This window comes from Streptomyces sp. NPDC090032, from assembly GCF_044748025.1.
GTDB lineage: Bacteria > Actinomycetota > Actinomycetes > Streptomycetales > Streptomycetaceae > Streptomyces.
Window position 1 is genome coordinate 482,983 of the sequence record NZ_JBIVFF010000002.1, and the last position, 16,611, is coordinate 499,593.

Below are 16,611 nucleotides of genomic sequence, written 5' to 3' on the forward strand. Positions count from 1 at the left end.
GCGCATGACGGGACCGGCCCGGATGTCTCGGCACCGGGCGTGGAGCTCGTAGGGACGCGGTTCGGGAGCCAGGAGTGAGCAGTGCGCGTGGCGCAACAGTGGGCGCCCATCATGTGTGAAGGCTGCGAATGTCGCGGGACGCTCGTTCCGATCTTGGGTGGTCGCCCCTAGCGTCCCGCCGACACCAATGTCGTACGGGATGGGGGACCGCGATGCCGGGACGCAGGCAGTTACTGGCCCTGGGCGGATCGATGGCGGCGGCAGGCGCACTGGGGCTGCGGCCCTCGCGGGCGACCGCGGCGCAGCGGGCGCGTACGAGAGTGGCAGTGCTCGGCGGCGGGATCGGCGGCCTCACCGCCGCCCACGAGCTCGCCGAGCGCGGCTTCGACGTCACGGTGTACGACCGGCGCGCCGAGTGGGGCGGCAAGGCACGCAGCATCCCGGTGAGCGGCACGGCCTCCGGTGGCCGCCGCGATCTGCCCGGGGAACACGGACACCGGGGCTTCTTCGGCTTCTACACCAACCTGCCCGACACCATGCGCCGGATCCCCTTCGAGGGGCAGGCACACGGTGTCTGGGACAACCTCACCACCGTGCCGTACTTCGCGTTCAACCGGGAGAACGGGAAGGGTGACCTCTTCCTGCCCACCCTGCCGCCCAGCACCCGAACCCTCGACCCCGTTACGCTGCCGGCTGTCCTGGAGGGCCTGCTGCGGGTCATGCCCCAACTCCTGCCGCAGGAAGTCGCGTTGCTCGCCCGCAAGCTCGCGGTCGTCATGACGAGCTGCGACGACCGTCAGTTCGGGCAGTGGGAGCACCTGAACTGGCTGAAGTTCATCGAGGCAGCGGGCAAGTCCGATTTCTACCAGGTGATGTGGGGCGGCTCGGCGAAGGTGATCCAGGCGCTACGCCCCGAGACGGCCAGCACGCGCACCTGCGGGCAGGGCATCAGCAAGATTCTCTACTCGATACTCGGCATGGGCCCCGACGGCCCCTTCGACCGGATCCTCGACGGCCCCACCAGCGAGCGCTTCATCGGCCCATGGGTACGCCATCTGACCTCGCTCGGCGTCCGGTTCGTGACCGGACATCTCGTCGAGTCCCTCGAACTCGGCCCCGACGGGCGCATCGCCGCCGCCCGCGCCCGTACGGCGGCCGGGCCCGCACGCATCGACGCCGACTGGTTCGTCGCGGCTCTCCCGGTCGACCGGGTACGGCGGTTGTGGTCCGACGAGATCCGCGCGGCGGATCCGCGGCTCGCCGCGATGGACAAGCTGCGTACCGCCTGGTGCCAGGGCATCGTGTTCTGGCTCAAGGAGAGCTTCCACGGGCCGCTCGCCCATCTCAGCCTCATGGACTCGCCCTGGGCGCTGTGTCCGGTGGCGCAGTCCCGCTTCTGGACGCAGCCGTTCGCGAAAACCTGGGGCGACGGGACGGCCGCCGAGTCCCTGTCCGTCGTCATCTCCGACTGGGAGACACCGGGCCGCCTGTACGGGAAGCCCGCGCGGCAGTGCACGCCGAAGGAGATCGCCGAGGAGGTCTGGGCGCAGATGAAGGCGGGCCTGGAGGACAACGGGGACGTCGTCCTGCCCGACGGCATCGTGCACTCCTGGTTCCTCGACCCGGCGGTCACCCGGGCCGAGGGCGGTGGACTCACCAACGACGACAAGTACTTCCTCAACGACGTCTCGTCCTGGGAACTGCGCTCCGAGGCGGTCACCGCCGTCCCGAACCTCTTCCTGGCGGGGGACCATGTCCGCGCCCACAGCAACACCGACTTCACGTGCATGGAGACCGCGAACGAGACGGGCCGCCGCGCCGCGAACGGCGTCCTCGCGGCCGCGGGCGCCGACGGCGCGGACGAGGTCCGCCTCTTCACCGGCGCCGAGCCGCCCGGCTTCGACGCGCTCAAGGCCACCGACCGGATGCGCTACCGCCTCGGCCTGCCTCACGTGCTGGACTTCTGATTCTGAGGAAACCGGGGGGTCCCGCCGGGCCTGGCCGGCCAGGCCGCCCAGTCCGAGTGGGTCGGGACTTCGGCGTCTGCCGCGGGGGCGCGGGGTGTGGGGCGCGGGACCAGCAGATCCGGCTCGCGGTGTCGGGGGAAGTTCTCGGAAGTTCTCGGAAGGTCCCGAATTCTCTGGCACACCGTCGTCAGCGCACAGCCTCAGGCGAAGGACTGGGCCACGGCCCGGTCCTCAGTAGCCGCGCCAGATATTGTCGAACGCCGCGTCCTCGATCGCCTTGCGCTGCCGTACGGCCCGCAGTTCCTGGACAGCGCTCCCGACGGCGGCCAGCACCGCCGCGACGGCGTCCCCGGCGAGCTCCGGCGCGTCCTCGGCCGGTTCCTCCTCGGCCGGCTCGTCCCTGATTCCGGCGGCGGCCGCCAGGGCGACGAGTACGGGTTCGTCCTGCGCCCACCGCTCTTCCGCCCGGCGCCGGGCGGCGGACTCGACCGGCTCCGTCCGCCCGCCCCGCAGCGGACTCCGAAGCCCCCGCGGCCGCTTCGTCAGCCCCTCCCGCTCCAGCTCGTCGACGTACGCCGAGGAGAGCCCGCGGCCCCGGCGCCACAGCCAGTCCTCGATGGACTCGTACGGCTCCTGCCGGACGAGAGCCGTGGCGGCATCGTCCAGCAGGCGGTCCCCGATGGGTGCCTGAGCGCTGGGCAGGATGCGGTCGCCCTCCACGACCAGGGCCTTGGCCTCGATGAGGTCGAACACCTCGGCCCCCGCAAGCGCCAGCGACAGGTCGCCCTGCTCCAGAGGGCGGTCGGGCGGCACGCCCAGGGCGACGATCGCGAGGTCCCGTGCGGTGGTCATGAGCGGCTCCACGTCAGTTGGCCGAGTGCGGGGCGAGAGCGTCGGGGCCGGCCGCGGCGGGCCGGGCTCCCAGGTCGATTGTCGCCGTGCTTCGGGCGCTGTGGCTACGCGAGGGACGCGGTGTCCCGGTGAGGCGCCCCGGGATCACGCGGCGACACGACACCTATAACCGTTTACCGGGGCAACCTTTCCCGGCCGGGGGCGCCCCTACGAAGAGAGCCGGTCAGTCAGCCCCACCAGCGAACCGGCCTGCGCCGCACCGGACTCCGCGACCAGCTCGGCCACCGTCTGCGCGGCCCTGACCGGAGCGAACGTCACCACTCCCGCATCGGACACGGCGTATCCGTACACGGCGGGACGCGGCAGGCTGTTGTAGTGGAAATGGGTCGAGAAGTAGTAGGCCCCGGTGTCGTACAGCGCGACCAGATCACCGGGCGCCAGCTCGGGCAGCTCCCGCTCCCGCGCCACCAGGTCCCCGGCGAAGCAGCACGGCCCGGCGACGTCCTGTACCAGCGGCTCGGTCGCCCTGGGCCGGCCGTCGGCGTCGTACGCACCCACGCGCAGCGGCCACGACTCGGGCACGAACACGGTGCGGGTGGCCACCTGCGCGCCGGCGTGCGTGACGGCGATCCGCCGGCCTCCGGAGGTCTTGGTGTACTCGACGAGCGCCAGGATCAGCCCCTGCTTGGCCAGCAGCGAACGGCCGAACTCGGTGACGAGCGTGTAGCGCCCGTCGAACAGGCCGGGCACGGTCTCCCGCAGCAGCCGCGCGTACTGCGCGAAGGCCGGGGTCACCTCGTCCGAGGCGAAGTTCACCGGCAGGCCGCCGCCGATGTCGAGGGTGTCGATCTGCTGCCGGCCGACGTGCGCGTTCACCTTCTCCGCCAGCTCGTACGCGGCCCGCACGCCTTCGGCCATCAGCTCCAGGGCGACACCCTGGGAGCCGGTGTGGGTGTGCAGCCGGGTCATCCACGGACGCAGCCGGTAGGCGTCGAGCACCCACTGTTCCGCGCCCTCGTCGCGCAGCGCCACGCCGAACTTGGACGTGGCCGTCGCCGTGCTCATCGCCCCGATCGAACCGCTGCCGACCTGCGGGTTGACCCGCAGCCCCACGGGCGCGCAGCCGACCCCGAGATCGGCGACGACGGCGTCGACACGGTCCAGCTCCTGCGCGTTGTCCGCGTTGACCGCGATGCCGTGGGCGAGCGCGTCGCGCAGCTCGGCCATCGTCTTGGCGGGGGAGTCGAAGACGATCCGCTCGGCGGGGACGCCCGCGGCACGGGCCAGTTGCAGCTCACCCGCGCTGGCCACCTCCGCACCGATGCCCTCCGCGTTCAGCAGCGCGAGGACCGGCACCAGCGAGGCGGCCTTCACCGCGAACGTGTGCTGCACCGGGACCCCGTCGAAGGCGAATGCCGCGCGCAGTTCGCGTGCGGCGCCCCGGATCCCGTCCACGTCGAGCAGCCCGACGACCGGCGCCTGCGCGCCAACCAGTCCCTGCTCTGCGGCTGCGCGCACGGCCGCCTCCCTGCGGAGGACGGATTCCGGGGCCATGGTCATGGGTGTACCTGCCTTCTCACTGCACATTGCCGGCTATGAGCCCGGCGGATCGCCCGCCAGGCGGGCCGTCGACTGTGGCGACCGCAGGCGGTGTCCACGCCACCGGCTCGTCGCCCGTGCGCCCCGCCCCGGTCCACTGTGCGGCTTCGAGTCCCGCACTGTCTGCGTGCTACGGCACGAAGTCCGCACCGTTCCCGTTGTGGCCGCGCACCAGCACCGGGCCCCGTCCATATCTCCATGGTGCGCCCGCACGAAGGAGAGGCGCACGACGTGGTGCGCCCGCACCGGTCTGGTTCACGGCAGCGGGATCAGCCCGGCCCGCCGCAGCCCCAGCTCCACCAGCAGCCGTACGTCGGGATCCGTGAGGTCGATGCCGCACAGCTCCGCGGCCCGGCGCAGCCGGTACCGCAGCGTGTTGGTGTGGACCCCCACATAGCGGGCGGTGGCCGCCGCGTCGCCGAAGAACACCAGGTGCGCGGCGACGGTGCGCGGCAGGTCCGTGCCGTGCCGCTCGTCGTGTGCGAGGAGCGCTGCCACCGCGTCGGCGGCCGAAGGCACGTGCTCGGCGACCGCATCGGTCACCCGGAGCGCGTCCATGGCGAACCGGACGTCCTCGGCGCCGGCGGTCTCGGGCCCGCCCCGCTCGCGCAGCACCCGCAACACCTCGGCGGCCCCCGCCCGGGAGGCGGCCGCGTCGCCGAGGCCCCCGACGGCGTGCCCCACCGCGACGAACGGCCGCACCCCGGCGCCGCGCAGGACGGCGGCCAGGTCGCGTGCCAGCCGGTCCGCGCCGTCCCCCGCCCCCGTACTCGCCAGCAGGACGTCGAGCCGGTCGCCGTCGCGGTGCGCGAAGGCCGGGGTGCGATGCGCGGCGAGACGCAGGGAGGCCAGATGGAAGGCCCGGTCCAGTTCGTCCGGTGCGACCGGCTCCGCGGCTGCGGCCGTGAGTACGGTGCACGGCTGTCCGGCCTCGACCCCGAGTACGGCCGCCGCCGCGGGCACGTCCGGCGGGCGCTCCTCGAACAGGGCCCGCACCGCGTACCGGCGACGGCCGGCGGCGGACCGCGACCGCAGCCGGTGGTGCAGCAGATGAGGTACGGCGATGGAGGCCGCCTGCCGCAGTGCGTCCCGAGCTCCGGGCGGCAGCGGTTCCCCGTCGGCGGCCGCCCACAGCGACCCGAGGATCTCGTCGCCGGCGCGCACGGCGACGGCAAGGCGTTCGGGGAACCGCCCGTCCGCGGGCCGGTGCACCACGTCGCCACTCGCCCACAGCATGGTGAGGAACCCGCTCTCGGCGAGTTCGGCCACCCGCCAGCTCGGTACCCGCCGGCCCAGGATCGTCAGCCTGCGCAGCGGGTCGGCGGTGTCGGCGGTCGGCGAGTACGCCAGCACGTTCGACTCGGGGTCCTCGACGGTGATCGCCCCGCCCACCAGCGCTGCCAGAGTCAGGGCGAGCCCCGGCAGATCACCGAGTGGAACCTCGGCCGATGCCTCGGGCACCGCCGTACCGGTACGGACGACGGCCGCCCGCAGCAGCCCCATCAGCTCGCCCCACTCGATCCACGGGGCCCGCGCGAGCAGGGCGGTCGACACCTCATCGGCCGCCTCGGCGAGCGACGGAGCGATTCCCTGGGGGCCGCGCCGCAGTACCAAGGCCGCCGCCCCGGCGCGGTCCGCCGCGCGCAGCACACCCGCGGCGCCCGGCGCGGACGTGTCGACGCCGGGCGCGATGAGAATTCGCCCCCGTGCCTGCAGCGTCTCGCCCTCGTCGAACACCCCGGCTCCGCTCACCGGCACGTCCGTGCCGCACGGTGCCCGCAGCACCTCGACCACGTCCGGCCCGACGACACCGACGGCCTGACCCAGCGTGGGCGTACCGCCTCCGCGCGCAGCGGCGGCATCGGGCGAGGGGGGAGGGCCGGGCGGGGAAAGCTGCATGACCCAAGTGTCACCGATGCCGCCGGTCAGCAAGTGTGAAGCGGCCCCCTGGCGAGCCCGAACCTGAACGAGCCGGTCGAGGACGAGGCCTCACGCGGGCCCGACAAGACCGTCTGCAGCGTCGAGTCCTGACGGGTAGTGGTGACCGTCTCCTGACGGGTAGTGGTGACCGTCACGGCCCCGAAGTCCGGCCCGTCCCGGTCGGCGGGGCACGGTGCGCTCAGAGTGCGCGGGGCATGATGTGCAGACCCTCGGATCCGTGCACGGGGTGGCGGAAGCCCTCCGGGAGTGTGCCCACCACCGCCATGCCGAGCGAGCGCCAGAGGGCGACCGCCCGCGTATTGGTCTCGACGACGGCGTTGAACCGCATGGCCCGGAACCCGTCTCCCCGCGCCGTTCGATCACGTGTTTCCCGAGTGCCCGTCCCGTACCCCGCCCGGCGTGGGCCGGATCCGCCATGAAACTGGCACTCGCGATGTGCGAGGCGCCCCCGCGATGATTGCGGACGCTGTTGGCGGTGCCGAGGATCTCGCCACCGCCGCCCACGGCGAGGAACGTGCGTCCGGGCGGTTGTGGAAACCACATCCCCGCGCCTGTTGCTCCGTGGTCTCACGGTCCCAGAAGAAGGTCTCCCCGGCCCGCACGATGCCCTCCATGAACGCCCACATCGCGGTCAGCCCTCCGTGGTTGCCTCTCTGACCAGCGGGATACGGGCGTCAGCCATGCGCCTGGTGCCTTCCTCTTGAGAGTCGCTGTCGGTGGTTGCCCGATGGGGCAACCAGGACGTGACGGGGTAGTTGCTGCGGATCGTGTGGTGCGGGTCGTGACGATGCTTGATGCCGCGCAGCCGGGCCGGCGCGGGCCCCGGGCGGGGAAAGACCGTCGTCATGAGGTTCCTCCTCGCTGGGATGGTCAGGCGGCAGAGATCGCGGCGGGGTGGCCCGTGTACCAGACGTTGTCGATGCGCATCCGACGGATCACCCAGCGCCCACCGCCGCGGTATGCGCGCACCACGCCGGTCGCGGCCTCACGGAGGGGTCACGCCCCTGCGTCTGTCGGGTCTGTCGAAGGAGTCGTGCGGCGGGCGTAAGGGGTGAAGTGGGCCGGTGGGTGATCGATGGGCAGGTCGGGGCGCCAGGCGGCGAGAATCTGAGCGCTGCACTCGAACAGCTCGGAGGGCAGGGCGTCGAGCGGCCACCAGTTCCAGTCACCGACACTCTCGTCCGGCTGAGTGGTGGGTGAGCCCTGCCAGGCAGTGACGACGGCGCCCACGGTGACACGGACGACATCCCCGACGTGATCTACCAGCGTGCCCAGGAGGGTGACGTCCTCGGGCCGGGCGGTCAGCCCCGTCTCTTCGGAGAGTTCGCGCACCACGGTCTCCTCCAGAGATTCGCCGGCCTCGACGGTTCCGCCGGGCAGCTCGACGGTGCCGCGGCGGTGGCGCCCCAGGAGCAGACCCTCGTCGCCGAGGACGATGGCGCCCACACCGATCGCCGCGTGCGGGACCGGAGGTTGTTGGCTGCGCGGCCTGCTGGAGATCCGGGTACGCCGATCCGGCAGGCGCCGCGCACGGATGAGTTGTTGGACGGCCGGGGTGTCCGCCGCGGGGGCGGTCAGCAGGTTCACCGCTTCGACCTGGAAGCCGTATGAGGTGAGCAGGTCTTCCCACAGGCGCGGGGTGAGGACCCACATGTCCACGGGGATCGGCGGCTCTTTGCGCAGCAGGACCTGTTGCTCGCGCGGCGCGACGCCGGTGGACGGGCCGCGGCCGTGCAGGTCTGTGTGGAGGACGGAGAAGACCAGCGGCGCCCCCCTCGTCAGACCGTCGCGGAGGGCGGGAAGCGAAACATGCGGATCGAGGTACGCGAGACTGCCGATCGCGTACGCCGCCTCATACGGCTCGGCCGCGCGCAGGTGCTCGATGACGTCCCCGTGTACCCAGTCGATGCCGGGCTCGGTGCCGTAGTGGTCAGTGGCGCGGGCGTGTTGGGTCGCGGACCGCTCGATCGCGGTGACGCGCGCGCCGTGGTCGCGGGCCAGGTGCACGGCATAGTGGCCGGGCCCGGAACCGATGTCCAGCACTCGCCTGCCGGTGAGGTCGCCGAGGACGTCGGTGCCCGGACCGACCCCTTTCCAAGGGCCCCACATGATCGTCTCGGGTACAGGCGGCATGAAGCCGTGGTCGAGCTGGCGTTGACCGTAGACGGTCCAGGCTTCCTCGTTGCGTGACGCCTCAGCGGACATGTGAACTCCGGGGGTTGTCGGCGGATTTCAAGCGGGGTCGGTGACGAGATGCTGTACGCCAAGCCAGGGCAATGGTCTGCCGGACCAGGCCGGGCAGGGACTTCAAAGCCCCCCACAGCGTGAGGTCCAGGCGGGCGTACTCGTGCTTGCTCCAGCCCGAGTCGTACCGTAAGGGTCCGCCGAACAGCTCCAGTTCGGAGACCGAGACCTTGGGCTCCGCCATCCGCGGGCGGCGCAGCACCCTCATACGACGTCACCCGCCGCTGTGGAGTCGGCCGTGACGACTGCGGGCACTCGGATCGACCCCCCGTGACGCGGAATTCCGCGGGCTCTTCCAGCATCCGGCGCTGACTTCGTCTGATCAGTACAGCCCGTTCTCGTATTGCTGCTCGGCGATCGCCGTGAGATTCCCGAGCTGGTCGCCCAGGCTGTCCGCCATCTTCGCAGCGTTCTCGGCGATGTGCATGGTGTAGAAGTTGCCGCCCATCAGGACGGCGTCGGCGAGGCGGTGTGGATCCCCGTCCCACAACTGGGCGCGGATCACCGCCTTTCCGCATTGCGAGAACACCTCCCGTACGCGTACGACGGTCGCCAGCACCGCTGGTTTCCCGTCCGCGCTCAGCATCTCCAGGAGTTGCGGATCGTCGCTGATGAACGCGTCCCCGTTCACGCGAACGACTTCACGCAAGCCCGGCACGAGGAACACCAGACCCACGGCCGGGTTGCGTCTGAGGTTCTCGAAGGTGTCGGCGAGCTTGTTGCCGGGGCGGTCCGGAAGTACGAGGGTCCACGGGTCCAACACCCGTACGGATCCCGGCGGATCGCCCTTGGGACTGGTGTCGAGCTGCCCGGCGTCGTCCGAGGTGGCCAGACAGAAGAAGGTGCTGTGGGCGATGAACCTGATGATGAACTCGCCGAGGTGGGTCTCCTTCTTGTCCGCGATGAACGGCGGTGGGTGCCCGATGATCTCCCGCACGCGGTCCATGCCGATGGGGCGGAACTCGTCTGCGGCGGTGCGCGCCGGTATCGCGCTTGGGTGGTCGAGGTGGTCGAGGTGGTCGAGGTGGTCTGGGAGGCCGGGGTGGCTGAGGTGGTCTAGTTGGCCAGGGTGGCCGGGGTGGTCGGATTGGCTCATGACGGTCCTCCAGTTCCTGTCGTCCGTCGGGTCCTATACGTCAAGGACCAGGCGCCCGCCGCGGGCCCGGGAGACGCAGATGTACATGCGGTCACCGGCGTCGCGGTCGCCCGCGGTGAGGATGTCGTCGCGGTGGTCGGGCTCACCGTCGAGGACGCGGGTCTCGCACGTGCGGCAGATGCCCTCGCGGCACGAACCGGCCACCGGGAGGCCCGCGTCCTCCAGGGCGCTCAGGATGCTCCGCCCGGCCGGAACGGTCACCGTGCGGTCCGACCGCGCGCACACCACCTCGACCTCCTTCTCCGGCAGCGCCGGATTGCGGCGCGCCCGGAACCGTTCGAGGCGCACCGCCCCGGGACCCCAGTGCGCGGCCCCCTCCTCCACGGCGGTGAGCAGGGGTTCCGGTCCGCAGGCGTAGATGGTGGTGCCGGGTCGCCGCTCGTCCAGCCACTCGCCCAGAGGGATCCGTCCCACCCGGTCTTCCGGGTAGATCCGGACGTTCTCCGGGTGGGCGGCCAACTCGTCCAGGAAAGGCATGGATTCGGCGGCACGGCCTCCGTAGACGAGCTGCCACGGAACACCCCGCCTGTCGGCCCGCCCGACCATGGCCAGGATCGGAGTGATCCCGATGCCGCCCGCGATGAACAGATACGAATCGGCGGGTTCGAAGCCGAAGTTGTCCAGCGGCCCGCGCAGCCGCACCGGCTGGCCCGCCCGCAGGAAGGCGTGTACGTACTCCGATCCGCCGCGGCTCGACCGTTCGCGCAGGACCCCGATGCGATAGTGCGAGCGGTCCTCGGGGGATCCGCACAGGGAGTACTGCCGCACGATCCCGGTGGGCAGCACGAGTTCGACATGGGCGCCCGGCTGCCACGGCGGCAGCTGCGGGACTCGCGACGACGGAGGCCAACACCTACCGGTTCGCCGACGCGATGATCCAGGCGCTCCTCGACGCGGGCTTCCCGCCGCGCACCGCGGCCTGGGCCAACTGGACCGTTTTCTATCTGATCCTGGGCATCACGCAGGAGCAGCAGGCGGAGTCGACGGAGGCGGCCGGCCTCGCCGCGGCGTTCGACGACGCGGAGTTCCCGGCATTGCGGGCGGCCTCCGCGTACGTCACCGCCGGGACGTTCGATGAACGCTTCGAGTTCGAGCTGGGCATGCAAGTGACCGCGCTGAAGGCGGAGTTGGGCCGAACGGTTCCCGCCTCGTGCGACGGCGGCTGACGGCCGACCCGCCGCTGGGCGTCGGGCCGGCCATTGCCCCTACCGCGTGGCGAGTTCGCGAACGGTCGCCATGTCGCTGAACGGGAGCAGTTCCTCGTTGACGATCTGGTAGGGCTCGCTGCCCTTGCCCGCGATCAGGACGATGTCGCCGCGACCTGCGGAGGACAGGGCGAAGGAGATCGCGCGGCGGCGGTCGGCGAACCGCTCGAAGGTGGTGCCGCTCGCCACCAGGCCCGGAACGATCTGGTCCATGATCTTTCGGGGGTCTTCGTTTCTGGGGTTGTCCGAGGTCAGGACGCACAGATCGGAGTAGGTGCCGGCGATCTCGCCCATCGGGGCGCGCTTGGTGACGTCCCGGTCCCCGCCGCAGCCGAAGACGGTGATGACCCGGCCCGAGGCGAAGCCGCGGATGGTGGTCAGCACCTTCTCCAGCGAGTCCGGGGAGTGCGCGTAGTCCACGATGACGGAGGTGCCGTCCGGGGTCTCGTAACGTTCGAACCTGCCCGGGATCGGGGGCATCTGCTCGAGCGCGTCGACCAGTCCGCCCAGATTGTGCCCGGTGAGGTGGCAGGCGGCGACAGTGGCCAGTGCGTTGGAGACGGAGAACCGTCCGGGAAGGGGGATCGCCGCCGGATACTTGTGACCGGCGTGGTGCAGGGTGAAGCGGGTGCCGACGGCGTCCATGGTGAGGTCGGTCGCCCGGTAGTCCGCCTCCGCGTCGATGCCGTACGTGACGACCGCGCCGGGCATCATCGCCGCGATGTCCGCTCCGAGCGGATCGTCGGCGTTGACCACCGCACGCCGGCACAGCCCCTGGAACAGGCGCAGTTTGGCGTCCCGGTAGTTCTCCATGGTGCCGTGGTCGTCCAGGTGATCCTGCGTCAGGTTGGTGAAGACGCCTACGTCGATGAACGAGTGGTCCAGGCGGTGCGTCAGCAGACCCATCGACGTGGCTTCCAGCACGACGGTGGCGACACCACGGTCGCGCATGTACCCGAGCAGATACTGGAAGTCCGGCGACTCCGGGGTGGTGAGCACCGACCTCGGCATCGGAATCAGCTCGTCGCCGATCCGGCTGCCCGCCGTCCCGATGACCCCCACCCTCGCGCGCTCGGCGATCCTCAGCACCGACTCGACCATGTACGAGACCGACGTCTTCCCGTTGGTGCCGGTGACGGCCACCATGTCCATCTGCCGCCCGGGCTCGCCGTGGTACCGGGAGGCGACGACCGCAGCCGCCTTGCGCGTATCCGGCACCGCGACGACGCACACGCCCGCCTCCGAGGCCCAGGCCGCGGCGGGAAGCCGCGGTGCTGCGGAATCGACGAGGATCGCCACCGCGCCGCGCGCGACGGCCGGTCCGACGGACTCGAGGCCGCCCTCGCGGTGACCGGGCACCGCGATGAACAGGGATCCCGGAACGGTGCGGTGGGCGTCGAAGCACGCGCCCGCGGTGATCCTCGTCTCCGGATCGCCCGCAAGGACTTCATGGTCGTGCCCGGCGAGCAGCTCGCTCAACTTCACAGGGGTCCTCTCGGAGATGCACCGGCCGCCGGTCGTCCGGCGGTCGGCGCGCAGGGGGCGCCCAGGGCGCCGAGGAATGGCAGAGCAGGAGATTGTGGCGAGGACAGCCACAGTGTGGTTGCGCAGGAGAACACAGTGTGGTTGCGCAGGAGAAAAAGACGACGGCACGGAAAGGCCCGGCCGGTAGCGAGGCGGAATGATCAGGGCCGAGAACTGCCCGGAGTCGCTAACCGTGGCCGTGCAGCGCGCGGCAGCAGGCCGCCGGCATGTTCACCAGGTTGAGGGCTGTCGCACGTGCGACGGACGGACACAGGGCATGAGTGGCCTGGAACCGGCACTCCCTCACTGCACATCTGCGACCCATGTGTGGAGTGTACGTCCGGCCGGGGGAGCGATCTCCCGAAGTTCCTCGCTGGTCTTGTCGGAGAGACCTTCGGTTGCACTGCCGATGACTTGGCGGCCCGTCTGGACCTGCCGCTCCAGCCCGCCCGGACCTGACGTCAGCGGTCGGGCGCGGGGGGTTCCTGACCGAGGTGCCGGAACACGTCGATCTCAAGCCCTTCGACGACGTGCTGCGCGACAGCGCGGTCGGCGCGCCGTGCGTCGGCTATAAGGAACAGGCGTCACAGACGAAAGAAGGCGTCCCATGACTGCCAGCAACAGCGAGGGCAACAGCAGCAGAAAGAGCAGCAGCGACACCAACGGCGGCCACGCCGCCGCTGCCGACGTCGAGTCGACGATCCGCACCCTGGAGGACACCCGCTACGAAGCGGTGATCGCGGGAGACATCGAGGCCTTCGCCGCGCTCGCCCATCCCGAGCTCGCCTACACCCATTCGAACGCGGCCGTGGACACCCTGGACTCGTACCTGGAGAAACTCCGGTCGGGATTCTACGTGTACCACAGCATCGAACACCCGGTGGACCGGATCCTCGTGTCCGGGGACACCGCGGTGGTCGTCGGCGAGATGCATGCCGACCTCACCGCGCGAGGAGTGCGCAAGACGCTGGCGAACCGGTCCTTGGCCGTATGGGTGCGAGAGAGGGACCATTGGCTGCTGCTGGCCTACCAGCCCACCGTCCTGCCCAAGGGGGCCTGATGCGTACGTTCACCTATGACGCGCTGCCCGGGCGCGTGGTGTTCGGGTCCGGCGCCGCGCGCCGCCAACTACCGGACGAGGTCGACGCGTTCGGCGCGCGGCGGATCCTGCTCATCGCGCACGGTACCGGGGCTGGTCTGGCACGTGACCTGTGCGCCCCGTTCGCGGACCGGGTCGCGGCCACGTTCACCGACGTCCGTCCGCACGTCCCGGTCGGGGTCGCCGAGCGCGCCCGTGAAGCAGCGGCCGGGGCCGATCTGGTGCTGTGCGTGGGCGGCGGATCGACGACGGGCACTGCCAAGGCGGTCGCGCTGACCACCGGGCTGCCCATCCTGGCCGTGCCCACCACCTACGCGGGCTCGGAGGTGACCCCCGTGTGGGGCCTGACGGAGGGCACTCGCAAGACCACCGGCACGGATCCGCGGGTGCTCCCGCGGACCGTCGTCTACGACCCCGACCTGACCCTGACACTTCCTGCCGCACTGTCGGTGGCCAGCGGTCTGAACGCCATGGCCCACTGCGTCGAGGCGTTCTGGACGCCCCGGCGCAACCCGCTCTCCAGCGCCGTCGCCGAGGACGGTGTCCGGCACCTCGCGGCCGGCCTGCCCGCCGTCGTAGACGACCCCGCCAACGGCGAAGCCCGGACGCATCTTCTCCTCGGCGCCTACCTCGCGGGCTCGGCGTTCGCCGTCGCCGGATCCGGGCTCCATCACAACATCTGCCACGTACTGGGCGGGGCGTTCGACCTGCCCCACGCCCAGACCCACGCGATCGTGCTGCCCCACGTGCTGGCCTTCAACGCTCCGGACGCGCCCGAGGCCGCCGCCCGCATCGCGGCCGCGCTCGGCCGGCCTGACCCGGCCCGGGGTCTCCACGAACTCGGCACGAAGCTGGGCGTACCGGCCGGGCTGCGCGAACTCGGCTTGCGGGAAAGCGACATCGACACCGTCCTCGACGACATCCTCGCACTCGCGCCCGCCGACAATCCGCGCGCCCTCACGCGTGACGGCCTGAGAGAGCTGGTGCACGCGGCATGGGCAGGCGACGAACCTGCAAGGGGGAACGCATGAGTCCAGAGCATTCCGGGGCCGCCGACCGCGAGCAGGCGGTCACCGACGAGGTACTCGCCAGCTTCGATCAAACCGCCGACCCACGCCTTCGCGAGGTGATGCGGAGCCTGGTCAGGCACCTGCACGCCTTCGCCCGTGAAGTCCGGCTCACCGAGCGGGAGTGGGAGACGGCGATCGACTTCCTCACCCGTGCGGGACACATCACCGACGACCGCCGGCAGGAGTTCGTCCTGCTGTCCGACGTCCTCGGACTGTCCATGCTCGCCGTCGCCATCAACGAGCCGAAGGCGCCCGGGGCGACCCAGGCGACGGTGTTCGGACCGTTCTTCGTCGACGGCGCCCCCGAGGTCGCGCTCGGTGATGACATCGCACACGGGGCGGCCGGCACGCCGTGCTACGTGTCAGGGCAGGTGCGATCCGCGGACGGATTCCCGATCGGTGGCGTGCGACTCGACATCTGGGGCGCCGACGAGGACGGCTTCTACGACGTCCAGTACCCCGGCGACCGCACGGCCGGACGCGGCTGGCTGCGGACTGCTCCCGACGGCACCTACCGGTTCTGGACGGTCCTGCCGACGTCGTACCCGATCCCGAACGACGGCCCGGTCGGAGATCTCCTCACGGCCGCAGCTCGCAGTCCGATGCGCCCTGCGCACCTGCACTTCAAGGCCACGACACCAGGTCATCGCACCCTGATCACCCACATCTTCGTGGCAGGCGACCCCTACCTCGGCTGCGACGCCGTGTTCGGCGTCAAGGACAGCCTTGTCGTCGAAGCCGACCACCACACCGCAGGCCTGGCACCTGACGGATCACAGCCGCAGGGTGCCTGGACGAGCATGACCTTCGACCTCGTGCTCGTTCCCGACGACGCCAGTTGACCTCTCCGGCGCCGCCTTGAGCGGGCGCCTGCGTGAGCAGGGTCGGCAGCGTCTTGAGGCGGTTGGCGTAGGCGAGAGCCGCGCGATCGCACGCGATATTCCCGGCGATGTGGACGGTCTTCCGGGATATTGGTCGCCATGGATGAGGTCGAAGTCGTCGTCGCCCATTCCGAGCGGGCAACTCTGCGAGTCGGCGACGTGTTCCTGAAGGTGGACCCGGATCAGACGCGTATGGACGTCGAGGTCGACGCGATGGCCGTGGCGCCGGTCCCGACCCCGGAGGTCCTGTGGCGCAAGTCGCCCGTGCTCGCGATCGCGGCGGTTACGGGGACGGCGCTCGGCCGCCTCGGCGAGCCGTCGACTGCGTCGACGGCGGCGTGGGCCGCGGCGGGTGCCGCGCTCCGGAAGCTGCACGACGCGCCGTTGCCGCCCCGGTCCGGACGGGCCGGCCGGAGCCTTGACGAGTTGGCGGCGGAACTCGACGTCGAGTGCGAACGGCTCGTGACGAACGGCCTTCTGCCCGCCGACCTGGTCACCCGCAACCGCCAGGTCGCGGAGGCCGCGCTGCGGCCGTGGACTCCGGCGTTCACGCACGGCGACCTGCAGATCGCTCACGTATTCGTCGACGGTGACGAGATCACGGGCATCATCGACTGGTCCGAAGCGGGCCAGGGCGATGCTCTGTACGACCTCGCCACCTTGACGCTCGGACACGAGGAGCACCTCGACGACGTCATCGCGGGCTACGGCACCGACGTCGACCTCGACGTGATTCGCGCGTGGTGGTCGCTGCGCAGCCTGCTGGGGGTTCGCTGGCTGATCGAGCACGGCTTCGACCCGTCCGCGCCGGGCTGTGAGGTCGACGTGCTGAAGTCCCGGATGTGAGGGACCAACAGCGGAATCCGACGATCTTTCTGAGGGAGCCGTGCCGGCGGCGAATTAAGTTCGCCCAAAGATAACTTCGATCCCGAACTGGCGAACTAAGTTCGACCCTTCACCGAGAGATCTGTTCATCCCCTAGCCTGACGTCGATCCTCCGTGTCCCTTCGCCTCGGCTTCTTCTGGTCGGCGTCGGAGCCTTGCTGGTCGTTCATGGCGAGGTCATCGCCGAC

13 protein-coding genes and 1 pseudogene are annotated in these 16,611 nt (G+C 70.9%); 6 read left to right on the top strand and 8 right to left on the bottom strand.

Translation table 11 applies throughout. From position 1 onward, the window contains the following. Positions 1 to 212 precede the first annotated feature (212 nt). A complete protein-coding gene (locus ACIPWY_RS05900; protein WP_401532337.1) occupies positions 213 to 1,967 on the top strand; it encodes an FAD-dependent oxidoreductase in 1,755 nt (584 codons plus the stop codon). A 231-nt stretch (positions 1,968 to 2,198) separates the two neighbouring features. Here ACIPWY_RS05900 and ACIPWY_RS05905 read toward each other — a convergent pair whose 3' ends face one another. The 7 genes and pseudogenes from ACIPWY_RS05905 to ACIPWY_RS05935 form a co-directional block, all read right to left on the bottom strand. Next, on the bottom strand, positions 2,199 to 2,819 hold the full coding sequence (locus tag ACIPWY_RS05905; protein WP_401532338.1) for a GPP34 family phosphoprotein: 621 nt from the start codon (positions 2,817 to 2,819) through the stop codon (positions 2,199 to 2,201). A 207-nt stretch (positions 2,820 to 3,026) separates the two neighbouring features. Then, entirely contained in the window at positions 3,027 to 4,373 is a 1,347-nt protein-coding gene (locus ACIPWY_RS05910) for a diaminopimelate decarboxylase (protein ID WP_362900521.1), read from the bottom strand. A 300-nt stretch (positions 4,374 to 4,673) separates the two neighbouring features. Beyond that, positions 4,674 to 6,317: a PucR family transcriptional regulator gene (locus ACIPWY_RS05915; protein ID WP_401532339.1), complete on the bottom strand. Its 1,644-nt coding sequence runs from the start codon at positions 6,315 to 6,317 to the stop codon at positions 4,674 to 4,676. A 220-nt stretch (positions 6,318 to 6,537) separates the two neighbouring features. Then, positions 6,538 to 7,041 (bottom strand): annotated as a pseudogene (locus tag ACIPWY_RS05920) (GNAT family N-acetyltransferase). Positions 7,042 to 7,355: 314 nt separating this feature from the next. Beyond that, positions 7,356 to 8,564: a bifunctional class I SAM-dependent methyltransferase/NUDIX hydrolase gene (locus ACIPWY_RS05925; protein ID WP_401532341.1), complete on the bottom strand. Its 1,209-nt coding sequence runs from the start codon at positions 8,562 to 8,564 to the stop codon at positions 7,356 to 7,358. Positions 8,565 to 8,925: 361 nt separating this feature from the next. Then, on the bottom strand, positions 8,926 to 9,699 hold the full coding sequence (locus ACIPWY_RS05930) for an MSMEG_1061 family FMN-dependent PPOX-type flavoprotein (protein ID WP_401532342.1): 774 nt from the start codon (positions 9,697 to 9,699) through the stop codon (positions 8,926 to 8,928). Between the two features lie 33 nt (positions 9,700 to 9,732). Then, on the bottom strand, positions 9,733 to 10,545 hold the full coding sequence (locus ACIPWY_RS05935) for a PDR/VanB family oxidoreductase (RefSeq protein ID WP_401532343.1): 813 nt from the start codon (positions 10,543 to 10,545) through the stop codon (positions 9,733 to 9,735). Positions 10,546 to 10,631: 86 nt separating this feature from the next. Between ACIPWY_RS05935 and ACIPWY_RS05940 the strand changes: the two genes are divergently transcribed. Beyond that, a complete protein-coding gene (locus ACIPWY_RS05940; RefSeq protein WP_401532344.1) occupies positions 10,632 to 10,925 on the top strand; it encodes a hypothetical protein in 294 nt (97 codons plus the stop codon). A gap of 39 nt (positions 10,926 to 10,964) precedes the next feature. Here the strand turns inward: ACIPWY_RS05940 and ACIPWY_RS05945 are convergent, their stop codons facing one another. Further along, positions 10,965 to 12,449 carry a UDP-N-acetylmuramoyl-L-alanyl-D-glutamate--2,6-diaminopimelate ligase gene (locus ACIPWY_RS05945; RefSeq protein WP_362900513.1) on the bottom strand — a complete coding sequence of 495 codons (1,485 nt, stop codon included), beginning with the start codon at positions 12,447 to 12,449 and terminating at the stop codon, positions 10,965 to 10,967. A gap of 646 nt (positions 12,450 to 13,095) precedes the next feature. Here ACIPWY_RS05945 and ACIPWY_RS05950 point away from each other — a divergent pair. The 4 genes from ACIPWY_RS05950 (at position 13,096) to ACIPWY_RS05965 (ending at position 16,384) form a co-directional block, all read left to right on the top strand. Next, positions 13,096 to 13,548, top strand: coding sequence for a nuclear transport factor 2 family protein (locus ACIPWY_RS05950; RefSeq protein WP_393698716.1), 453 nt, complete (start codon positions 13,096 to 13,098; stop codon positions 13,546 to 13,548). Beyond that, positions 13,548 to 14,618 (top strand): maleylacetate reductase, encoded by a 1,071-nt coding sequence (locus ACIPWY_RS05955; protein ID WP_401532345.1) that lies wholly within the window; start codon positions 13,548 to 13,550, stop codon positions 14,616 to 14,618. Before ACIPWY_RS05950 ends, ACIPWY_RS05955 begins: the two co-directional genes overlap by 1 nt. Further along, the gene (locus tag ACIPWY_RS05960) at positions 14,615 to 15,499 is read left to right on the top strand and encodes a dioxygenase (RefSeq protein WP_401532346.1); all 885 of its coding nucleotides are present in this window, start codon (positions 14,615 to 14,617) and stop codon (positions 15,497 to 15,499) included. The genes ACIPWY_RS05955 and ACIPWY_RS05960 overlap by 4 nt, the downstream gene beginning before the upstream one ends. 138 nt (positions 15,500 to 15,637) lie before the next feature. Next, positions 15,638 to 16,384, top strand: coding sequence for a phosphotransferase family protein (locus tag ACIPWY_RS05965; protein ID WP_401532347.1), 747 nt, complete (start codon positions 15,638 to 15,640; stop codon positions 16,382 to 16,384). The last annotated feature ends 227 nt before the right edge of the window (positions 16,385 to 16,611 follow it).